Origin of the sequence: Paenibacillus camerounensis, from assembly GCF_000723885.1 — a bacterium.
Taxonomy (GTDB): domain Bacteria; phylum Bacillota; class Bacilli; order Paenibacillales; family Paenibacillaceae; genus Paenibacillus_AQ; species Paenibacillus_AQ camerounensis.
This window is the reverse complement of the sequence record NZ_CCDG010000014.1, coordinates 1-14580: the sequence shown is the minus strand read 5'-3', so window position 1 is coordinate 14580 and position 14580 is coordinate 1. Positions and strand designations below refer to the sequence as shown.

The window sequence follows — 14580 nt, the reverse complement described above, 5'->3', positions numbered from 1 at the left end:
ACATCATCTTACAAACCCATCTTATGCAGCATCTGTCTTCATTGCATAGACGTTTGGCCTGTTAAATGAAATTGTGAAGGAGTAAGCAACCGCTGTGTTTATCATGTCCTGCCGGATACTAGAGGGTAGCCTGTATCCGGTAATCCTTAGGCGTAACTCCGGTCTGCTTCTTAAATACCTTGCTGAAATACTTCACATCATGAAAGCCGGTCATTTCCGAAATCTGCGACAGCTTCAAGTTATGATTCTGCAGCAGCAGCTTGGCCTTTTCAATCCGCACAGAGCCGATATAGTCGGTAAAATTAATGCCGTATTCCTGCTTGAACTTGCGGGAAATATACTCGCGGCTGACATAGAATTTACCGGCAACCTCCTGCAGCGAAAGGTCGGACTGGTAGTTCTGGTCGATATATTTAACGATCTCAGTCAGCGGATTGCGTTCCTTGACCTGTCCGGCTGACAGCACCCGGGACAGGCTCAGCATCAGGCTGAAGGACCAGTCGCGCCAGGCGAACAAAGAGAAGGAATAGCCTGTCGCATAAGGAGCAGGGTTATCGCGGTCGGCAAGCTCCAGCTCTGCCAGAGCGCTTTCGGCCCGGCTGCCCAGCGCTTCGCGGGCGAGCCGTGAGCGGAACAGGAGGGCATCCGCTTTCCAGGAGCCGAGCATCTCGGGCGTGATGACGCCGCTGCGGCTGAGCTCCTCGGTCCAATGCTGGGCGGCGGCGGACAGGGCGTCCATGTTGCCGCTGACAACCGCCATTTTCCAGTCCTCCTGGACATCGGCAAAGATCGGCCTTGCACCGGCTGCGGCCACATCCTGGCGGTATTCTCCCGAGGATACACTGAAGTGGCTGTAATCCTCATGCCGCAGCAGATTGCGGCGCAGCAGCGCTTCGGCAGCTTCTATGCGCTGCGAGGCAAGCCGGCCGGGCAGGCTTCCTGCCGGGCTGATGCCGAAGTGCATCCGCAGCTGCAGGGTATGGAACAGACCCTGATTAATCTTGCCGATCAGCTCTGTGACGGATTCCTGCACATCCCACAGCAGGATGGCAATTTCCGGCGGACCTCCCCAGTAGCGGAAGGCGATTCCTTTTTCCTGAGGCTGCATGAATTCGTTACAGATGTTAACAATGGCATAATAGAGCAGCTCGCTGTCTCCGCCGAAACGCCGCAGCAGCGGGTTATTGCCGGCATCGGTCTGTACCAGCAGCAGACGGGCAGCTCCGGCACTGCCGGGAATAACACCCTCGGCAACCAGCCGGCGCAGTGTAGCCTCTGCAGTGACCGGATCATCAATGAGTGCGGACAGCAGCCGCTCGCCGTAGATCGGCTTGATTTCGTTCAGCCGGATGCTCTGCCGCTGCCGCTGGCTGCGCTCTTCCGCCTCGGAGCGCCAGGCGGCGACCGCCTTGCCGACAGCTGTATTGATAGCCTCCGGCTCAATCGGCTTGAGAATATAATCGATTCCCCCATGGCGGACCGTCTCACGCACAAAGTCGAAATCGTTGTGCCCGCTGACAACAATAAACTTCGTATTCCCGGCGAATTCATTGACCCAAGTCATCAGCTCAATGCCGTTGCCCGATTCCATCATCATATCCATAATAACAAGCCCGGGCTTATGCTCACGGATCAGCTCGATCGCTTCATTCCCGCTTCCGGCCTCCATAATCTCTCCGATCTGATGACCCTCCCAGTCGACCAGCAGCCGGACCGCCTTCCTGACTCTTGCCTCATCATCCACAATCAGCGCCTTCATATGCGTTCACTCTCCGTTTGTATTTCAAATTCCAGTCTGACTATTACCCCGCCTTCAGGCAGATTGTCCACAGTAAGCGAAGCATCCTCCCCGCAGACGAGCCGCAGGCGGGCCAGCACATTACCGAGGCCGATGCCTGCACCGGGCGCATCACGTCTCTCCTCGCTGTTTTTTAGCAGAGAAACGTCAAGGGGATCAGGGCGGGTGAGCTCCTGGCGCAGCCTCTCCAGCTTGGCTGAAGGAATGGCTGTACCGTTGTTGCGAATGATCATTTCCATCCGTCCGCCGTCCAGTCTGTTAGCCGTTATCTCAATAAATCCATCCGTCCGGGACAGATTAAAGCCGTGCTTGAAGTAATTCTCAACAATCGGCTGAAGAATCATCTTTGGCATCAGTGCACCGAGCAGAGGCTCATTCATATCGTAGCGGAAAGTGAACTTATTTTCAAAACGCTCCCGCTGCAGCTCAATATAGGCTTTGACATGCTCCAGCTCATCCTTGACGGTGACGATCTTCTCATCGTTATGCATGCTGTACCGCATCATCTTAGCCAGCGCCGAGAGCAGGGAGTAAATCTGCGGCACCTTCATCTCAAGCGCCAGTGTACCGATAATCTGCAGCGTATTGTTCAGGAAATGCGGATTAATTTGTGACTGCAGCGCCCTCAGCTCATTGGTTTTGTTGGACAGCTCAAGCCGGTATTCGCGCAAAATAAGATTGTTGATCGTGTCCATCATGCTGCGGAAATGCTCGGTCAGCACACCGATCTCATCATTGCCCGCCGGGCGGATGTCCACCTCCAGATTACCGGTCCGCACCTGATTCATATACCGGGTCAGCTGCTTGATCGGGGCCGTGATCCGGAAGGAGATCAGGACTGTCAGGGCAATAATCATGCTCATCAGCAGAAACAGCAGCATAATGTTGATGCCGGCAGCTTCCTTGGCTTCACGGAACAGGTAGGAGACGGGGATTTGCTTGATCAGCGTCCAGCTCAGGCCGGTGCTCTCGATTTTCTGATAAATAAAGACTGATCCGCTTTCCTCAAAATACCCCTGAGGCTCGGCATTCGCGGCAATCTGCCTGCTGTACCAGCCTGCATTCAGCGGTTTGCCGGGCTCGGCTTCATCCCGTCCGTAGACGACCGTACCATCACTGTCCACCAGGTACAGGTTCTCCTGGTCCTGCTCGTACAATTGCTCAACAATCTCAGTCAGCGCTGCCAGCTTGATGTCAACCGAGAGGTAACCGAGTGCTTCCGAAGAAGGAATACGCTCAATTCTGCGGTGAAAGGTAAAGACGGGCTCGGGAACAAACTGGGTCAGCGGAAGGGTCAGGCCATACACATTGCTGATATGGGTGCTCTGCACCTTGACCGGAGAGCTGTCCGTCAGATTGGAATCTTCATAGGGCGGGCTCCCCAGCCAGCGCTTGGGTGTAGTATTGTCGGTGATCAGCGTGGCTTTGCCGTCCTTGACGCCGTATAAATATACCTGCGAGATATTGGGCAGCGAAGTTGAAATGTAGCTGAGTGAATTATAAATGGCGATATCAGAGGACAGGTCATCATAACCGGCTTCAAGCAGGCGGTAAAAATCAGAGTCGGAATACACACTCAGCGACAGCCGGTTGATCTCCTGAATCAGGCTGTTGATATTTTTGTAGCCCTGGTAGAGCAGGTTTTTGTTCTCGTCGACAGCCCGTGTCCGCAGGGATTGGGTCGTGTAGGAATAGCTGATATACATTGTCGCCATAATACAGACAAGGGTCGGGAGGAGTAAATAAACGATCAGTTTGGTGCGGATATTGTTCCATTTCATCGATTCTTGTCACATCCGATCAATATTTTACACCTTAAAGATCACTTGCGTAGGTGTAAGCGGTCCGTCAAAAAACAGATAATATGAATAGATCATAAACAAGTAAGTGAGTAAAAGAAAGGGGGGGCCAATATATGCGCGGCAATAAGTTGTCCCATCTCGGTCAACAGCTTTTCTTCGTTGGCCCGGCATTATTGTTCTTTACGATCGTCATGATTATCCCGTTTGTGATGGGGATGTACTATTCATTCACCGACTGGAACGGCGTGTCCGGGAATGTGGCCTGGGTAGGCTTTGACAATTTTAAAATGATTTTTACAAATGATTCGGATTTCTGGTCCTCCTTCTGGTTCACCGTGCGGTTTACGCTGCTGGGGGTTGTGCTGACCAATGTAGTGGGCTTTTTCCTGGCCTATTTCCTGACCAAGGCACTGAAGACACGCAACATGCTCCGGACTATCTTTTTTATGCCTAACGTAATCGGCGGCCTGTTGCTTGGATTTATATGGCAGTTTATCTTCATCAAAGGATTCGCCACTATGGGCGATCTGACCGGCTGGTCCTTCTTCAATCTTCCATGGCTCGGCGACGCGACAACCGGCTTCTGGGCTATCGTTATCGTATTCGTCTGGCAGTCCTCCGGTTATCTGATGGTTATCTACATTGCTTCGCTTAACAACGTATCCAAAGAGGTGCTGGAAGCAGCGCAAATCGATGGTGCCTCCCGCAGCCAGGTGCTGCGCAACATCATTGTTCCGCTGATTATGCCTGCTGTAACAGTCGGACTGTTCCTGGCCATATCCTGGTCCTTCAAAATGTTCGACCTCAACCTGTCCCTGACCAAGGGCGGACCGTTCAAGTCTACAGAATCTGTAGCGATGAACATCTATAACGAAGCTTTCCTGAACAACCGATATGGACTGGGTACGGCAAAAGCACTGCTGTTCTTCCTGATCGTTGCCATCATCACAGTCATTCAGGTGCGGATTACGAAGAGCAAGGAGGTTGAAGCATAATGAAAACCGAAGGCAAGGGCAAGTGGAATTACGGCCTGGAGATCATTATGATTCTCCTTGGACTGCTGTTCCTGTCACCGTTCTATTTCCTGCTGGCTAACTCAGTCAAATCGTTCGGGGAAATTCTCAGTAATGCGGCGGCCTGGCCGTCCGAATTCGTCTGGTCCAACTACACGCAGGCCTGGAAGCTGGCCCGTTTCTCGGAAGCTTTCCGTAACTCGATTATCATCACAGTGATCTGTGTAATCCTGATCGCCCTGTTCGCTGCAATGGCGGCCTACCGGATGGTCCGTGCAGACTCGAAGTTCAACCGGGTCCTGCTGCTGCTGTTCGTAGCGGCAATGGTTGTACCGTTCCAGACCATCATGATTCCGATTCTGCAGGTGGTTAACTTCCTGGGTGTCAATAATTCTATTGCCGGTCTGGTGATGGCCCAATTGGGTCTCAGCATTCCGATGGCGATCTTCCTGTTCCACGGGTTCATCAAATCCGTACCGCTGGAGATTGAAGAGGCGGCAACGGTTGACGGCTGTAACCCGCTTACAGTGTTCTTCCGGATCGTGCTTCCGCTGCTCAAGCCGATGCTGATGACCATCATCGTACTGAATGCACTGGGCATCTGGAATGACTATCTGCTTCCATCCCTGATTCTGCAGGCACCTGAGCTGCGGACCATTCCGCTGGCAACGTTCTCGTTCTTCGGCCAGTATACCAAGCAGTGGGATATGGCGCTTCCGGCGCTGACGCTTGGCGTAGCCCCAATTGTTGTGTTCTATCTGTTCATGCAGCGTTACATTGTTGAGGGAATCGCGGCGGGTTCGGTGAAGGGTTAATCCCTTCTTCGAATCCTCCGTTCCATAAATTTATCAAGCATTCAAACTTATCAAGGGGGAAAATAGAATGAATAAGAAACGTACTGCAGTAATGATGTCCAGCGTAATGCTGATGTCTGTTGTGCTCGCGGCTTGCGGCGGCAATAACAATACGGCTTCAAATAACGCACAAAATGGAAGCGCTGGCAACTCCGGCTCCGGTGAAGTGAAAACGGTTAAGGTATTCCAGTTCAAAACGGAAATCGTAGAAGGCCTGAACGAGCTGAAGGTTGAATTTGAAAAAGAATATCCGAACATCAAGCTGGACATTCAGACTGTCGGCGGCGGTGCGGACTATGCGGCAGCCCTGAAGACGAAATTCGCTTCCGGCGATGCGCCTGATATTTTCTCAAACGGCGGTTATGCGGAAATGGAGCTGTGGGGAGACAAGCTCGAGGACCTGTCCGACCAGCCTTGGGTGAAGGATCTGATTCCGATGGCAGCAGAGCCAATGACCAAGGACGGCAAAACCTATGGTATGCCAATGAACCTTGAGGGTATCGGCTACGTGTATAACAAAGACCTGTTCGAAAAAGCAGGCATCACCGAAACACCTAAAACCATCACCGAGCTGGAAGAAGCGGCTAAAAAACTGCAGGCTATCGACGTTATTCCTTTCGGCAACGCTTATCAGGAGTGGTGGCTGCTGGGTAACCAGGGGATTAGCGTAGCTTTTGCACAGCAGGATAATGTGGATGAATTCATCGCCGGTCTGAATGGCGGAACAGCTTCAATCGTCGGCAACCAGGTGTTCAAGGACTGGAGCAACCTGCTGAACCTGACTGTGAAATACGGTCAAAAGAACCCGCTGACTACCGATGCCAACACTCACCTGGCTATGTTCGCTAACGGTGAAACTGCGATGATGCAGGAAGGCAACTGGGCACAGACGCTGGTTGACAATATCACTCCGGACATGAACATCGGTATGTTCCCAATGCCGATCAATGAAGATGCCGAGAAGAACGACAAGATGACTGTAGGGATTCCGGCCAACCTGGTTGTGAACAAGGATTCCGCATCCAAAGAAGAAGCTAAGACTTTCCTGAACTGGCTCGTAACCTCCGACATGGGTAAAGAATATATCACGAAAAAATGGAAGTTCATCCCTGCCCTGTCCACAATTGAAGCAACACCTGAAGATATCGGTGATCTTGGTTCCGACGTATTCAAATACGTGCAGGAAGGCAAAGTCTACGGACTGCAGTCCTCCAAGTTCCCTGACGGTGTAACCCAGGAATTCGCAAGCGTGATCCAGCAGCTGATCGCAGGCAAGGTTGATCAGGCAGGCTGGGAAACAGCGATGCAGGGTGCTTGGGACAAGCTGAAGAAGTAAGGATTTGATTGTGGGATTGAGATATAGAGTCCTATAAAGGACCGTTAAAGTTGGATTAAGAAAGTGGATTTGCCGGGGCGTTCCCGCCTCTCGCATCAGTGATGTGAGGCGGGAGCGCCTTTTTGGTAAAATGAAACCATGCAGGAAAGGAGAGAGAATCAATGGGGATGAACAATAACGGCAAAGAAGAGAACGGTTACAGCATGCGGGACAGTGATTACAGCAAGGATAAGATTGATTGCAGCGGGGAAAAGAGTAGTTACAGCAAGGGAAACAGTGACTACAGCAATGTGCAGATCGGCGTTGACTACTATCCTGAGCATTGGGATGAGTCTCTGTGGGAAGAGGATATGCAGTTAATGAAGGAAACGGGTGTCCGGGTGGTCAGGGTGGCTGAGTTTGCCTGGAGCAGACTGGAGCCGGCAGAAGGGAAGTTTGACTTCGCCTGGCTCGACCGGGCAATTGATCTGCTGCACAGCTATGATATGCAGGTAGTGATCGGAACGCCTACGGCAACACCGCCGCGCTGGCTGACAACGGGGTATCCCGATGTGCTGCCGATATTTGCTGACGGGCAGATCTACCATCCGGGCGTGCGCGGACACCGCTGTTACAACAGCGGGTCACTGCGCATGTACGGCACGCGCATCGTTGAGAAGCTGGCCCGCCATTACAGCGGACATCCGGCTGTAATCGGCTGGCAGACCGACAATGAGTTCGGGATGATTGACTGCCATTGTGATGCCTGCAATATGGCGTTCCGCAGCTGGGTTCAGGACAAGTATGGCAGCCTGGAGAGGGTAAATGCCGAGTGGGGCACGGTGGTATGGAGCGGAGAATACAGTGACTGGAAGGAGCTGACGGTGCCTTATGGCGGATCAAAGTTCCAGAATCCGTCGCTGCTGCTGGATTTCCAGCGCTTCCAGTGGGACGCGGTAGTGAAGTTCCAGCAGACCCAGCTTGAGGTGCTGCGCGCTGTATGTCCGGGGCATTTCGTTACCCACAACTTCCACAGCTATCCGCAGCGGCTGGATATGTATGCCGTCGGTGCGGATCTGGATGTGGCCTCCTTTGACTATTATCCGAATACCTCGCCGGATAAGCAGGCGACAACTCCTTACAGCGGGGCGCTGTCGCTGGATGTGACGCGCGGGATCAAGCGGAGCAATTTCTGGATTATGGAGCAGCTTAGCGGACCGCCGGGGTGCTGGATGCCGATGTGGCGCACGCCGCATCCGGGATTTATCCGCGCTTATGCGTGGCAGAGCATTGCCAGAGGGGCGGATACGGTTGTCCACTTCCGCTGGAGAAGCGCAATTGCCGGCGCCGAGCAGTACTGGCACGGGCTGATTGACCACAGCAATGTGCCAGGGCGCAGATTCACTGAATTTGCACAGCTGTGCCGTGAGGTGAACCAGCTGAGCGGTAAGCTCAAGGGAACGGTGCTTAAAGCTGAAGCGGCCATTCTGCATTCTCACGAGCAGAAGGCAGCGCTGGATATCCAGCCGCAGGCTGAAGGATTCGATTACTATGAGAACATCAAGCTGATCCACCGCGCCCTGACCAAGCTTGGCATCGGCTGCGATGTGATCCGGGCAGGCGAGCCGCTGGACGGCTATAAGCTGGTCATTGCACCAAGCCTGTATCTGCTTGGCGAGGAGCTGGCCGGACAGCTGGAGGACTTTGCTATTGCCGGCGGCACACTGATTCTGACGAACCGGACGGGAGTGAAGAACATGGACAATGTGTGTGTCATGCAGCCGCTGCCGGGTCTTCTGAGCCGCGCCGCCGGAGTCTGGGTCCACGAGTATGATCCGGTCGGCGGTGATGCTCATGTAATCAGAGATCAGGAGAGTGATACCTTTGCCTGCAGCCAGTGGTGCGATCTGCTAACTCCTGTGACCGCAGAGCCTATCGCCTGGTATAACGATGATTTCTATGCCGGTACTCCGGCAATCACCGTTAACCGTTTCGGCAAAGGTGAGGTGTATTACCTCGGGACTCATGCCGAGGAACGTTATTGGTCAGGACTACTTGGCAGTCTGGCTTCTGCACACGGGCTGCATCGCTTCGCCGGTCTGCCGGAGGGCGTTCAGGCCTCTGTCCGCAGCGGAGAGAACGGCAGCTTCCTGTTCCTGCTGAATCTCAGCCGGACCGAGCAGGCGGTACCGCTGGACCGGGATTACCGATGCGCGTTTAGCGCAGAGGCACGTTCAGGCTTACTGCTGCTTGCTCCTTATGGGGTTGAGATTCTGGAACTGGAAGGCTAGACTCATGCTGAAGGGTGGCGTCTTCTGCCCTTGCTGTCCTTGCTGTCTTTATTGCCTATGCGGCGTGAAAGGAGAACTGGAGCAATCTGCGGTCTGCTTTCAGGGCCGGTCTGCTGAGCATCCTCTTCACCCCGCATAATGGCAAGCAATTCATATACACTTGTGATCCGGCTGATATCGATAGCCTTTTCGCTGCCTTCCTGGCCTCCGGGCACCTTAAAGCTCCAACGCTTATTGTCCATTTTGTTCACTCCTTAAAGGTTTGTGGACGGGGCTGCTTAGCTTCACTTCATAAAACCGCGTTTGCTGCTGACAGCGCAGTCATCTTTTATATTTCCATCATATTCCCTGCAGCATATCTTGTATAATGAAGGGAAATGATGGTGGGCATCACTGGAACTGATGGCTGCTTCCGGAGGGAGAAATGCGGTTATGGATATAGGTCTGCTTAAGGTATTTCAGGCAGTGGCTAAGGAAGGGAGCATTTCCAAAGCCGCACAAAGCCTGAGCTATGTACAATCGAATGTAACTGCGCGGATTCAGCAGCTGGAGCAGGAGCTGAAGACACCGCTTTTCTACCGGCACAGCCGGGGGATCACGCTCACCTCAGCAGGACAGACACTGCTTGAATATACAGTCCGGATTTTTAAGCTGATGGAGGAAGCGCAGCAGGCGGTGCTCGATTCCCCGGTTCCCAAAGGCACCATTATGATCGGTTCGGATACCACTGCAGCTGTCCGGCTGCCTGTCATCCTGTCCGCTTACCGCGGCTGTTATCCGGACGTTGAGGTGCAGCTGCAGATCTGCCGGCCGGCTGACCTCACTCAGGCTGTGCTCCAGCATAATGTACACGGGGCTTTCCTGGACGGGCCTGTCGATCATCCGGAGATTGTACAAGAGTTGGTTATTAAGGAGCAGCTGGGGCTGATTATCCCGGATAGTATGGGCTACGAGGGTCTGCATTCGGTTCAAGGACAGACGCTGCTGATGCTGAATGCGGAGTGTCTGTACCGGATGAGGCTAGAAGCGTGGCTCCGGGAGGATGGGCTCAAACTGGGCAAGGTAATGGAATTCGGGACGATGGAAGGCCTGATGGCCTGTGTGCGGGCGGGAATCGGATACGCGGTTCTGCCGGTATCCTACTTCAAGCGGATGAATATCACGCAGGGGATCTCCTGCTACCCTTTCCCGGACCGCTATGCAGAGGTGCCCACCGTGTTCATCCGGCGGCGTGACCTGTATATGACCAGCGCCCTCCGCGAGTTCATCGAAGTGGTCAAGGTACATCTGCCGGAGGCGGTCTGCAGCGAAGAGCGTTCTGCTGCTGGGAACAGGGTAGTGGATGCAGGGAAGTGAGGGAGCTTTAAAGGATTGAAACAGGGCAGCACCCACCCGGGGGTGGGTGCTGCCCTGTTTACTGTCTTTGCTGGGCTGGTTATGTGTACCGCTCAGGTAGCGTACGCCGACGTCAACATGATCGTGTGAAGGTCATGCTCAATGCTCCTGCAGAGGCGAACGGGTGAAGCTGATGTGTAAGTGGAAATGTGAAGCCTACGCCTGCGCGAACGCAGAATACTCATGTAGTTGCGAACGGGTGAAGCTAATGTGTGTAATACGAACGCGTGATGGTTACGCAGAATACTCACGCGCAAAACCCATAGAGGTTGCTTAAACAAACAAGTATACTAAGTCCCAACTCAGTCCCGATCAGCAGTTTAAGGTGCGCGTTCTCAGAATAAGTGAATTTTAGTCACCTAATTCTCCCGCCAAGTGACACTTAAGGACATTAGTTAGAAAAAGGACACTTAATTTCGCCTAATTTGCCTTCAAACAGGTTTTCAGTCATATTAGGTGTCATATTTCCAACTAATCACTCTAAAAGGTTAATTTTACTCGAATTAGGTGGCGAAAATCCAACTAATTGTTCTTGAATGGAACTAGGCATGCTTGCACAGGCTTTTTTGCGCCTGTTTACTCAAGTAAAAGCCCAACCAAGGGAGAAAAAAACGAGCCGTTTGTCCGGCCCAGCCGAAATAAAGGGCATATCTGCCGTTAAATCAGTCCCAAAGCCGGCCCAGCCGGATTCCAAATCAATCCTGCGCATAAATCTGCGAATTTCCCCAATGAGCCGGTTAAAGGCGTGTCTGCCTTTAAATCTGCCCGACTTTCTCCCCCGGCCCAGCCTACCGCTAAACCTACCGCCATTCAACTTGTTGCGGAGCGCATATAAATTTTCCGCAACAAATGTAATCTGTACAGGAACGGTCAGTGCAGCCGCCGGAACTGGTCCGGCGTTGTACCGGACTGCTTGCGGAAGGTGGCCACGAAGTGGCTGACATCGCGGAAGCCGACAAGCCCCGAGATGGTTTTGACGGTCATCGCCGGCTTGCTTACGAGCAGTTCTTTGCTCTTGCGGATTCGCAGGCGTACGAAATAAGCATACGGGGAGAGCCCGAAGGTCTGCAGGAACAGGCTGTTGAGATAACGGCCGGACACATCCAGTTGTGCAGCAAGATCGTACAGGCCGATGGAAGGATCACTGTAATGGGTGTCCATCCACTGGAGCAGCGGCTGCAGCTTGTCAATATTGCGGGCGATGGAGGCGTTGTTATGCAAATGCCCGTATTTATTAAGCGTCAGCAGAAACCGGTAGGCATCGGCGGATACACCCAGACTGAACATATCTGCGGCTGCATCATACCGGTCCAGCATATCCTGCAGCATACCTGTCAGCGGCGACTCATGTTCCCAGCGGTAAAAAGAATCTGAATGCATGTCCGCTGATTCCAGAATGTGCCGGGATGAGCTGCCCCCGAAGGTGAGATAGTAGGTACACCAGTTCTGTGATGAAAGTGACTCATACCTGTGCGGGGTACCCGGCAGAAGAAGCACACCGCTGCCTTCGGACAGCGTAAGCTTCTTATCGCCGAAATGAATGATCCCTTCACCGGAAGCCGTCTGCAGCCAGTGGTATACATAATAGCCGTCCGGCCGTGTTACTGCCTCCTGATCCGGATTATAGCCCATGCTGTCCAGTGTAATCGGCAGATGCTCGCCGCCTTCAAGGGCGAATACAATTCTGCGCGGGGGTGAGACTATCAATATAAGTCACCTCAATGTAATGCCATATTATTATATGTTATGGCGCGAATTTTATATTTATCGGGGTAAGTTTAAAGGTTAAACTAAGTATATACTTATACTATAAAGGAAGTGCGAGAAGTGATCAATAATAAACTGCCGAAAATATGGTACGGCGGCGATTACAATCCTGAGCAATGGGATGCTCCGGTATGGGCAGAGGATGAACGGATGTTCAAGCTTGCCGGAATCGATGTAGCCACCATTAACGTGTTTTCGTGGGCGATGATTCAGCCCTCTGAAGATACCTATGATTTCTCGGAGCTGGATGAGCTGATGGACCGTTTATATAACAATGGAACTTATGTCTGTCTCGCTACAGGAACAGGGGCTCATCCGGCGTGGATGGCACACCGTTATCCGGAAGTGACCCGTGTTGATGTCCAGGGCCGCAAACGCAAATTCGGCGGGCGCCATAACTCCAATCCGAACAGCCAGGTATACCGTAAATATTCGGCCAGGCTGGCCGGTAAGCTGGCGGAGCGCTATAAGGACCACCCGGCACTGCTAATCTGGCATATCTCCAATGAGTACGGCGGCTATGACTATTCCGAAGAGTCTGCAGCGGCATTCCGGGTCTGGCTGAAGGAGCGTTACGGCTCTCTGGAGGGGCTGAACAAAGCCTGGAATACCAAGTTCTGGGGCCATGTCTTCTATGACTGGGAAGAGATTGTGGTGCCGAATGAGCTGAGTGAGGAGTGGAACGGCAACCGGACTAATTTCCAGGGCATTTCTCTGGATTACCGCAGATTTATGTCCCACAGCCTGCTGGAATGCTACAAGCTGGAGAAGGAAGCAATCAGAGAGCACAGCACCAGCATTCCGGTGACGACTAACCTGATGGGCTTTTATCCGGAGCTGGATTATTTTGAGTGGGCTAAGCATATGGATGTGATCTCCTGGGACAACTATCCGGCCCTCGATACTCCGGTCAGCTATACGGCGATGACGCATGACCTGATGCGCGGACTGAAGAACGGCCAGCCGTTTATGCTGATGGAGCAGACACCGGCCCAGCAGAACTGGATGCCGTACAACTCCGTGAAACGCCCGGGTGTGATGCGGCTGTGGAGCTATCAGGCAGTTGCGCGCGGTGCGGATACCGTGCTGTTCTTCCAGCTGCGCCGCTCCATCGGAGCATGCGAGAAGTATCACGGGGCTGTCATCGAGCATGTGGGCCATGAGCATACCCGTGTATTCCGCGAATGTGCAGAGCTGGGCCATGAGCTTGAGCTGCTGGGCGATGAGCTGCTGGATGCCGTCAGCGCGGCGCAGATCGGCATTCTTTATGACTGGGAAAACCGCTGGGCGCTTGACCTGTCGAGCGGGCCTACTGTAGCCCTTGATTATGTAAAAGAAGTGCATAAATATTACGACGCACTCTACCAGCAGAATATTGAAGCCGACATCATCGGTGTTGAGGAGAACCTGTCCAAATATAAGGTTGTAATTGCACCCGTAATGTACATGGTCAAGCCGGGCTTTGCCGCGAAGGTTGAAGCGTTCGTTCAAGCAGGCGGTACGTTCGTGACCACCTTCTTCAGCGGTATCGTCAATGAGAATGATCTGGTTACTGTAGGGGGGTATCCGGGAGAGCTGCGCAAGGTGCTTGGCATCTGGGCGGAAGAGATTGATGCGCTGCTGCCGGAGATGAGCAACGAAATCGTAATGGAGAGCGAGTGGGGAGCGCTACGCGGTTCCTATTCATGCAATCTGCTCTGTGATCTGATCCATTCTGAGGGTGCAGAGGTGCTGGCACATTATGGCTCTGATTTCTATAAAGGTATGCCGGTGCTGACCGCTAACAGCTTCGGCGAAGGTAAAGCCTATTATGTGGCCTCCAGCCCGGAAGCCGGATTCCTGCATGGTTTCCTGGCCAACCTGGCCGAGGAGAACGGCATCGGGCCGCTGGTAAGCGCACCGGCAGGCGTCGAATCTGTTCAGCGGGTGAAGGATGGCGTATCCTATCTGTTCCTGCTGAATCATAATGAAGGAGAATGTACTGCAGATATTGGCGGAACACAGCGTACAGATCTGCTTACCGGTAAGAAATATAGCGGAACCGCTGTTGTCCCGGGCCGCGGCGTACTGATTTTGTCTGATAAGCATTAGTGCAGCTGGAACAACGGACTTTGTATAGCGTTCAACCGTGACGCCTTCATAACAGAACGTCAGACTTCCTTATATGGAAGCCTGGCGTTTTTTCGTTGCATAGGAAATTATACAATACAAAAAAATGTGGATAACTCCGATGAAAAATAAAGGAGGGGTGGACGTGAAGAATCAGGAGACATGGAAGAAACGACCTGATACCAACCCCTACATTGTATTCGTTTTTTCGCATACATTTGGCCAGTTTACCCTTA

At 52.9% G+C, this 14580-nt stretch carries 10 protein-coding genes; 6 read left to right on the top strand and 4 right to left on the bottom strand.

Annotation, left to right across the window (positions count from 1 at the left end; genetic code table 11):
- Window positions 1-118: 118 nt before the first annotated feature.
- Window positions 119-1759 carry a response regulator transcription factor gene (locus tag BN3772_RS05890; RefSeq protein ID WP_042197748.1) on the bottom strand — a complete coding sequence of 547 codons (1641 nt, stop codon included), beginning with the start codon at window positions 1757-1759 and terminating at the stop codon, window positions 119-121.
- Entirely contained in the window at window positions 1756-3579 is a 1824-nt protein-coding gene (locus BN3772_RS05885; RefSeq protein ID WP_042197746.1) for a cache domain-containing sensor histidine kinase, read from the bottom strand. Before BN3772_RS05885 ends, BN3772_RS05890 begins: the two co-directional genes overlap by 4 nt.
- Before the next feature lie 134 nt (window positions 3580-3713).
- Between BN3772_RS05885 and BN3772_RS05880 the strand changes: the two genes are divergently transcribed.
- The 4 genes from BN3772_RS05880 to BN3772_RS05865 all read left to right on the top strand — a co-directional run bounded on the left by BN3772_RS05880 (window position 3714) and on the right by BN3772_RS05865 (window position 9073).
- Complete coding sequence (locus BN3772_RS05880; RefSeq protein ID WP_042173032.1) at window positions 3714-4595, top strand: carbohydrate ABC transporter permease; 882 nt, start codon at window positions 3714-3716, stop codon at window positions 4593-4595.
- A complete protein-coding gene (locus tag BN3772_RS05875; RefSeq protein WP_042197745.1) occupies window positions 4595-5428 on the top strand; it encodes a carbohydrate ABC transporter permease in 834 nt (277 codons plus the stop codon). The genes BN3772_RS05880 and BN3772_RS05875 overlap by 1 nt, the downstream gene beginning before the upstream one ends.
- A gap of 67 nt (window positions 5429-5495) precedes the next feature.
- Window positions 5496-6803 (top strand): ABC transporter substrate-binding protein, encoded by a 1308-nt coding sequence (locus BN3772_RS05870; protein WP_042197743.1) that lies wholly within the window; start codon window positions 5496-5498, stop codon window positions 6801-6803.
- A gap of 161 nt (window positions 6804-6964) precedes the next feature.
- Window positions 6965-9073, top strand: a complete 2109-nt coding sequence (locus tag BN3772_RS05865) for a beta-galactosidase (protein WP_244444688.1) — start codon at window positions 6965-6967, stop codon at window positions 9071-9073.
- 2 nt (window positions 9074-9075) lie between these two features.
- Here BN3772_RS05865 and BN3772_RS05860 read toward each other — a convergent pair whose 3' ends face one another.
- A complete protein-coding gene (locus tag BN3772_RS05860; RefSeq protein WP_042197741.1) occupies window positions 9076-9315 on the bottom strand; it encodes a hypothetical protein in 240 nt (79 codons plus the stop codon).
- Window positions 9316-9505: 190 nt separating this feature from the next.
- Here BN3772_RS05860 and BN3772_RS05855 point away from each other — a divergent pair, with 190 nt between their 5' ends.
- Window positions 9506-10429, top strand: a complete 924-nt coding sequence (locus BN3772_RS05855) for a LysR family transcriptional regulator (protein WP_042197739.1) — start codon at window positions 9506-9508, stop codon at window positions 10427-10429.
- A gap of 909 nt (window positions 10430-11338) precedes the next feature.
- On the opposite strand, the gene BN3772_RS05850 is transcribed toward BN3772_RS05855, so the two are convergent.
- Window positions 11339-12175, bottom strand: coding sequence for an AraC family transcriptional regulator (locus BN3772_RS05850; protein WP_042197738.1), 837 nt, complete (start codon window positions 12173-12175; stop codon window positions 11339-11341).
- Window positions 12176-12295: 120 nt separating this feature from the next.
- Between BN3772_RS05850 and BN3772_RS05845 the strand changes: the two genes are divergently transcribed.
- Window positions 12296-14326, top strand: a complete 2031-nt coding sequence (locus BN3772_RS05845; protein ID WP_042197736.1) for a beta-galactosidase — start codon at window positions 12296-12298, stop codon at window positions 14324-14326.
- The last annotated feature ends 254 nt before the right edge of the window (window positions 14327-14580 follow it).

What these genes read in the sequence shown, in the direction of transcription:
- BN3772_RS05885 (WP_042197746.1), bottom strand. Translation starts at nt 3,579, where the DNA reads ATGAAATGGAACAATATCCGCACCAAACTGATCGTTTATTTACTCCTC.
- BN3772_RS05855 (WP_042197739.1), top strand. Translation starts at nt 9,506, where the DNA reads ATGGATATAGGTCTGCTTAAGGTATTTCAGGCAGTGGCTAAGGAAGGG.
- BN3772_RS05865 (WP_244444688.1), top strand. Translation starts at nt 6,965, where the DNA reads ATGGGGATGAACAATAACGGCAAAGAAGAGAACGGTTACAGCATGCGG.
- BN3772_RS05860 (WP_042197741.1), bottom strand. Translation starts at nt 9,315, where the DNA reads ATGGACAATAAGCGTTGGAGCTTTAAGGTGCCCGGAGGCCAGGAAGGC.
- BN3772_RS05870 (WP_042197743.1), top strand. Translation starts at nt 5,496, where the DNA reads ATGAATAAGAAACGTACTGCAGTAATGATGTCCAGCGTAATGCTGATG.
- BN3772_RS05875 (WP_042197745.1), top strand. Translation starts at nt 4,595, where the DNA reads ATGAAAACCGAAGGCAAGGGCAAGTGGAATTACGGCCTGGAGATCATT.
- BN3772_RS05890 (WP_042197748.1), bottom strand. Translation starts at nt 1,759, where the DNA reads ATGAAGGCGCTGATTGTGGATGATGAGGCAAGAGTCAGGAAGGCGGTC.
- BN3772_RS05880 (WP_042173032.1), top strand. Translation starts at nt 3,714, where the DNA reads ATGCGCGGCAATAAGTTGTCCCATCTCGGTCAACAGCTTTTCTTCGTT.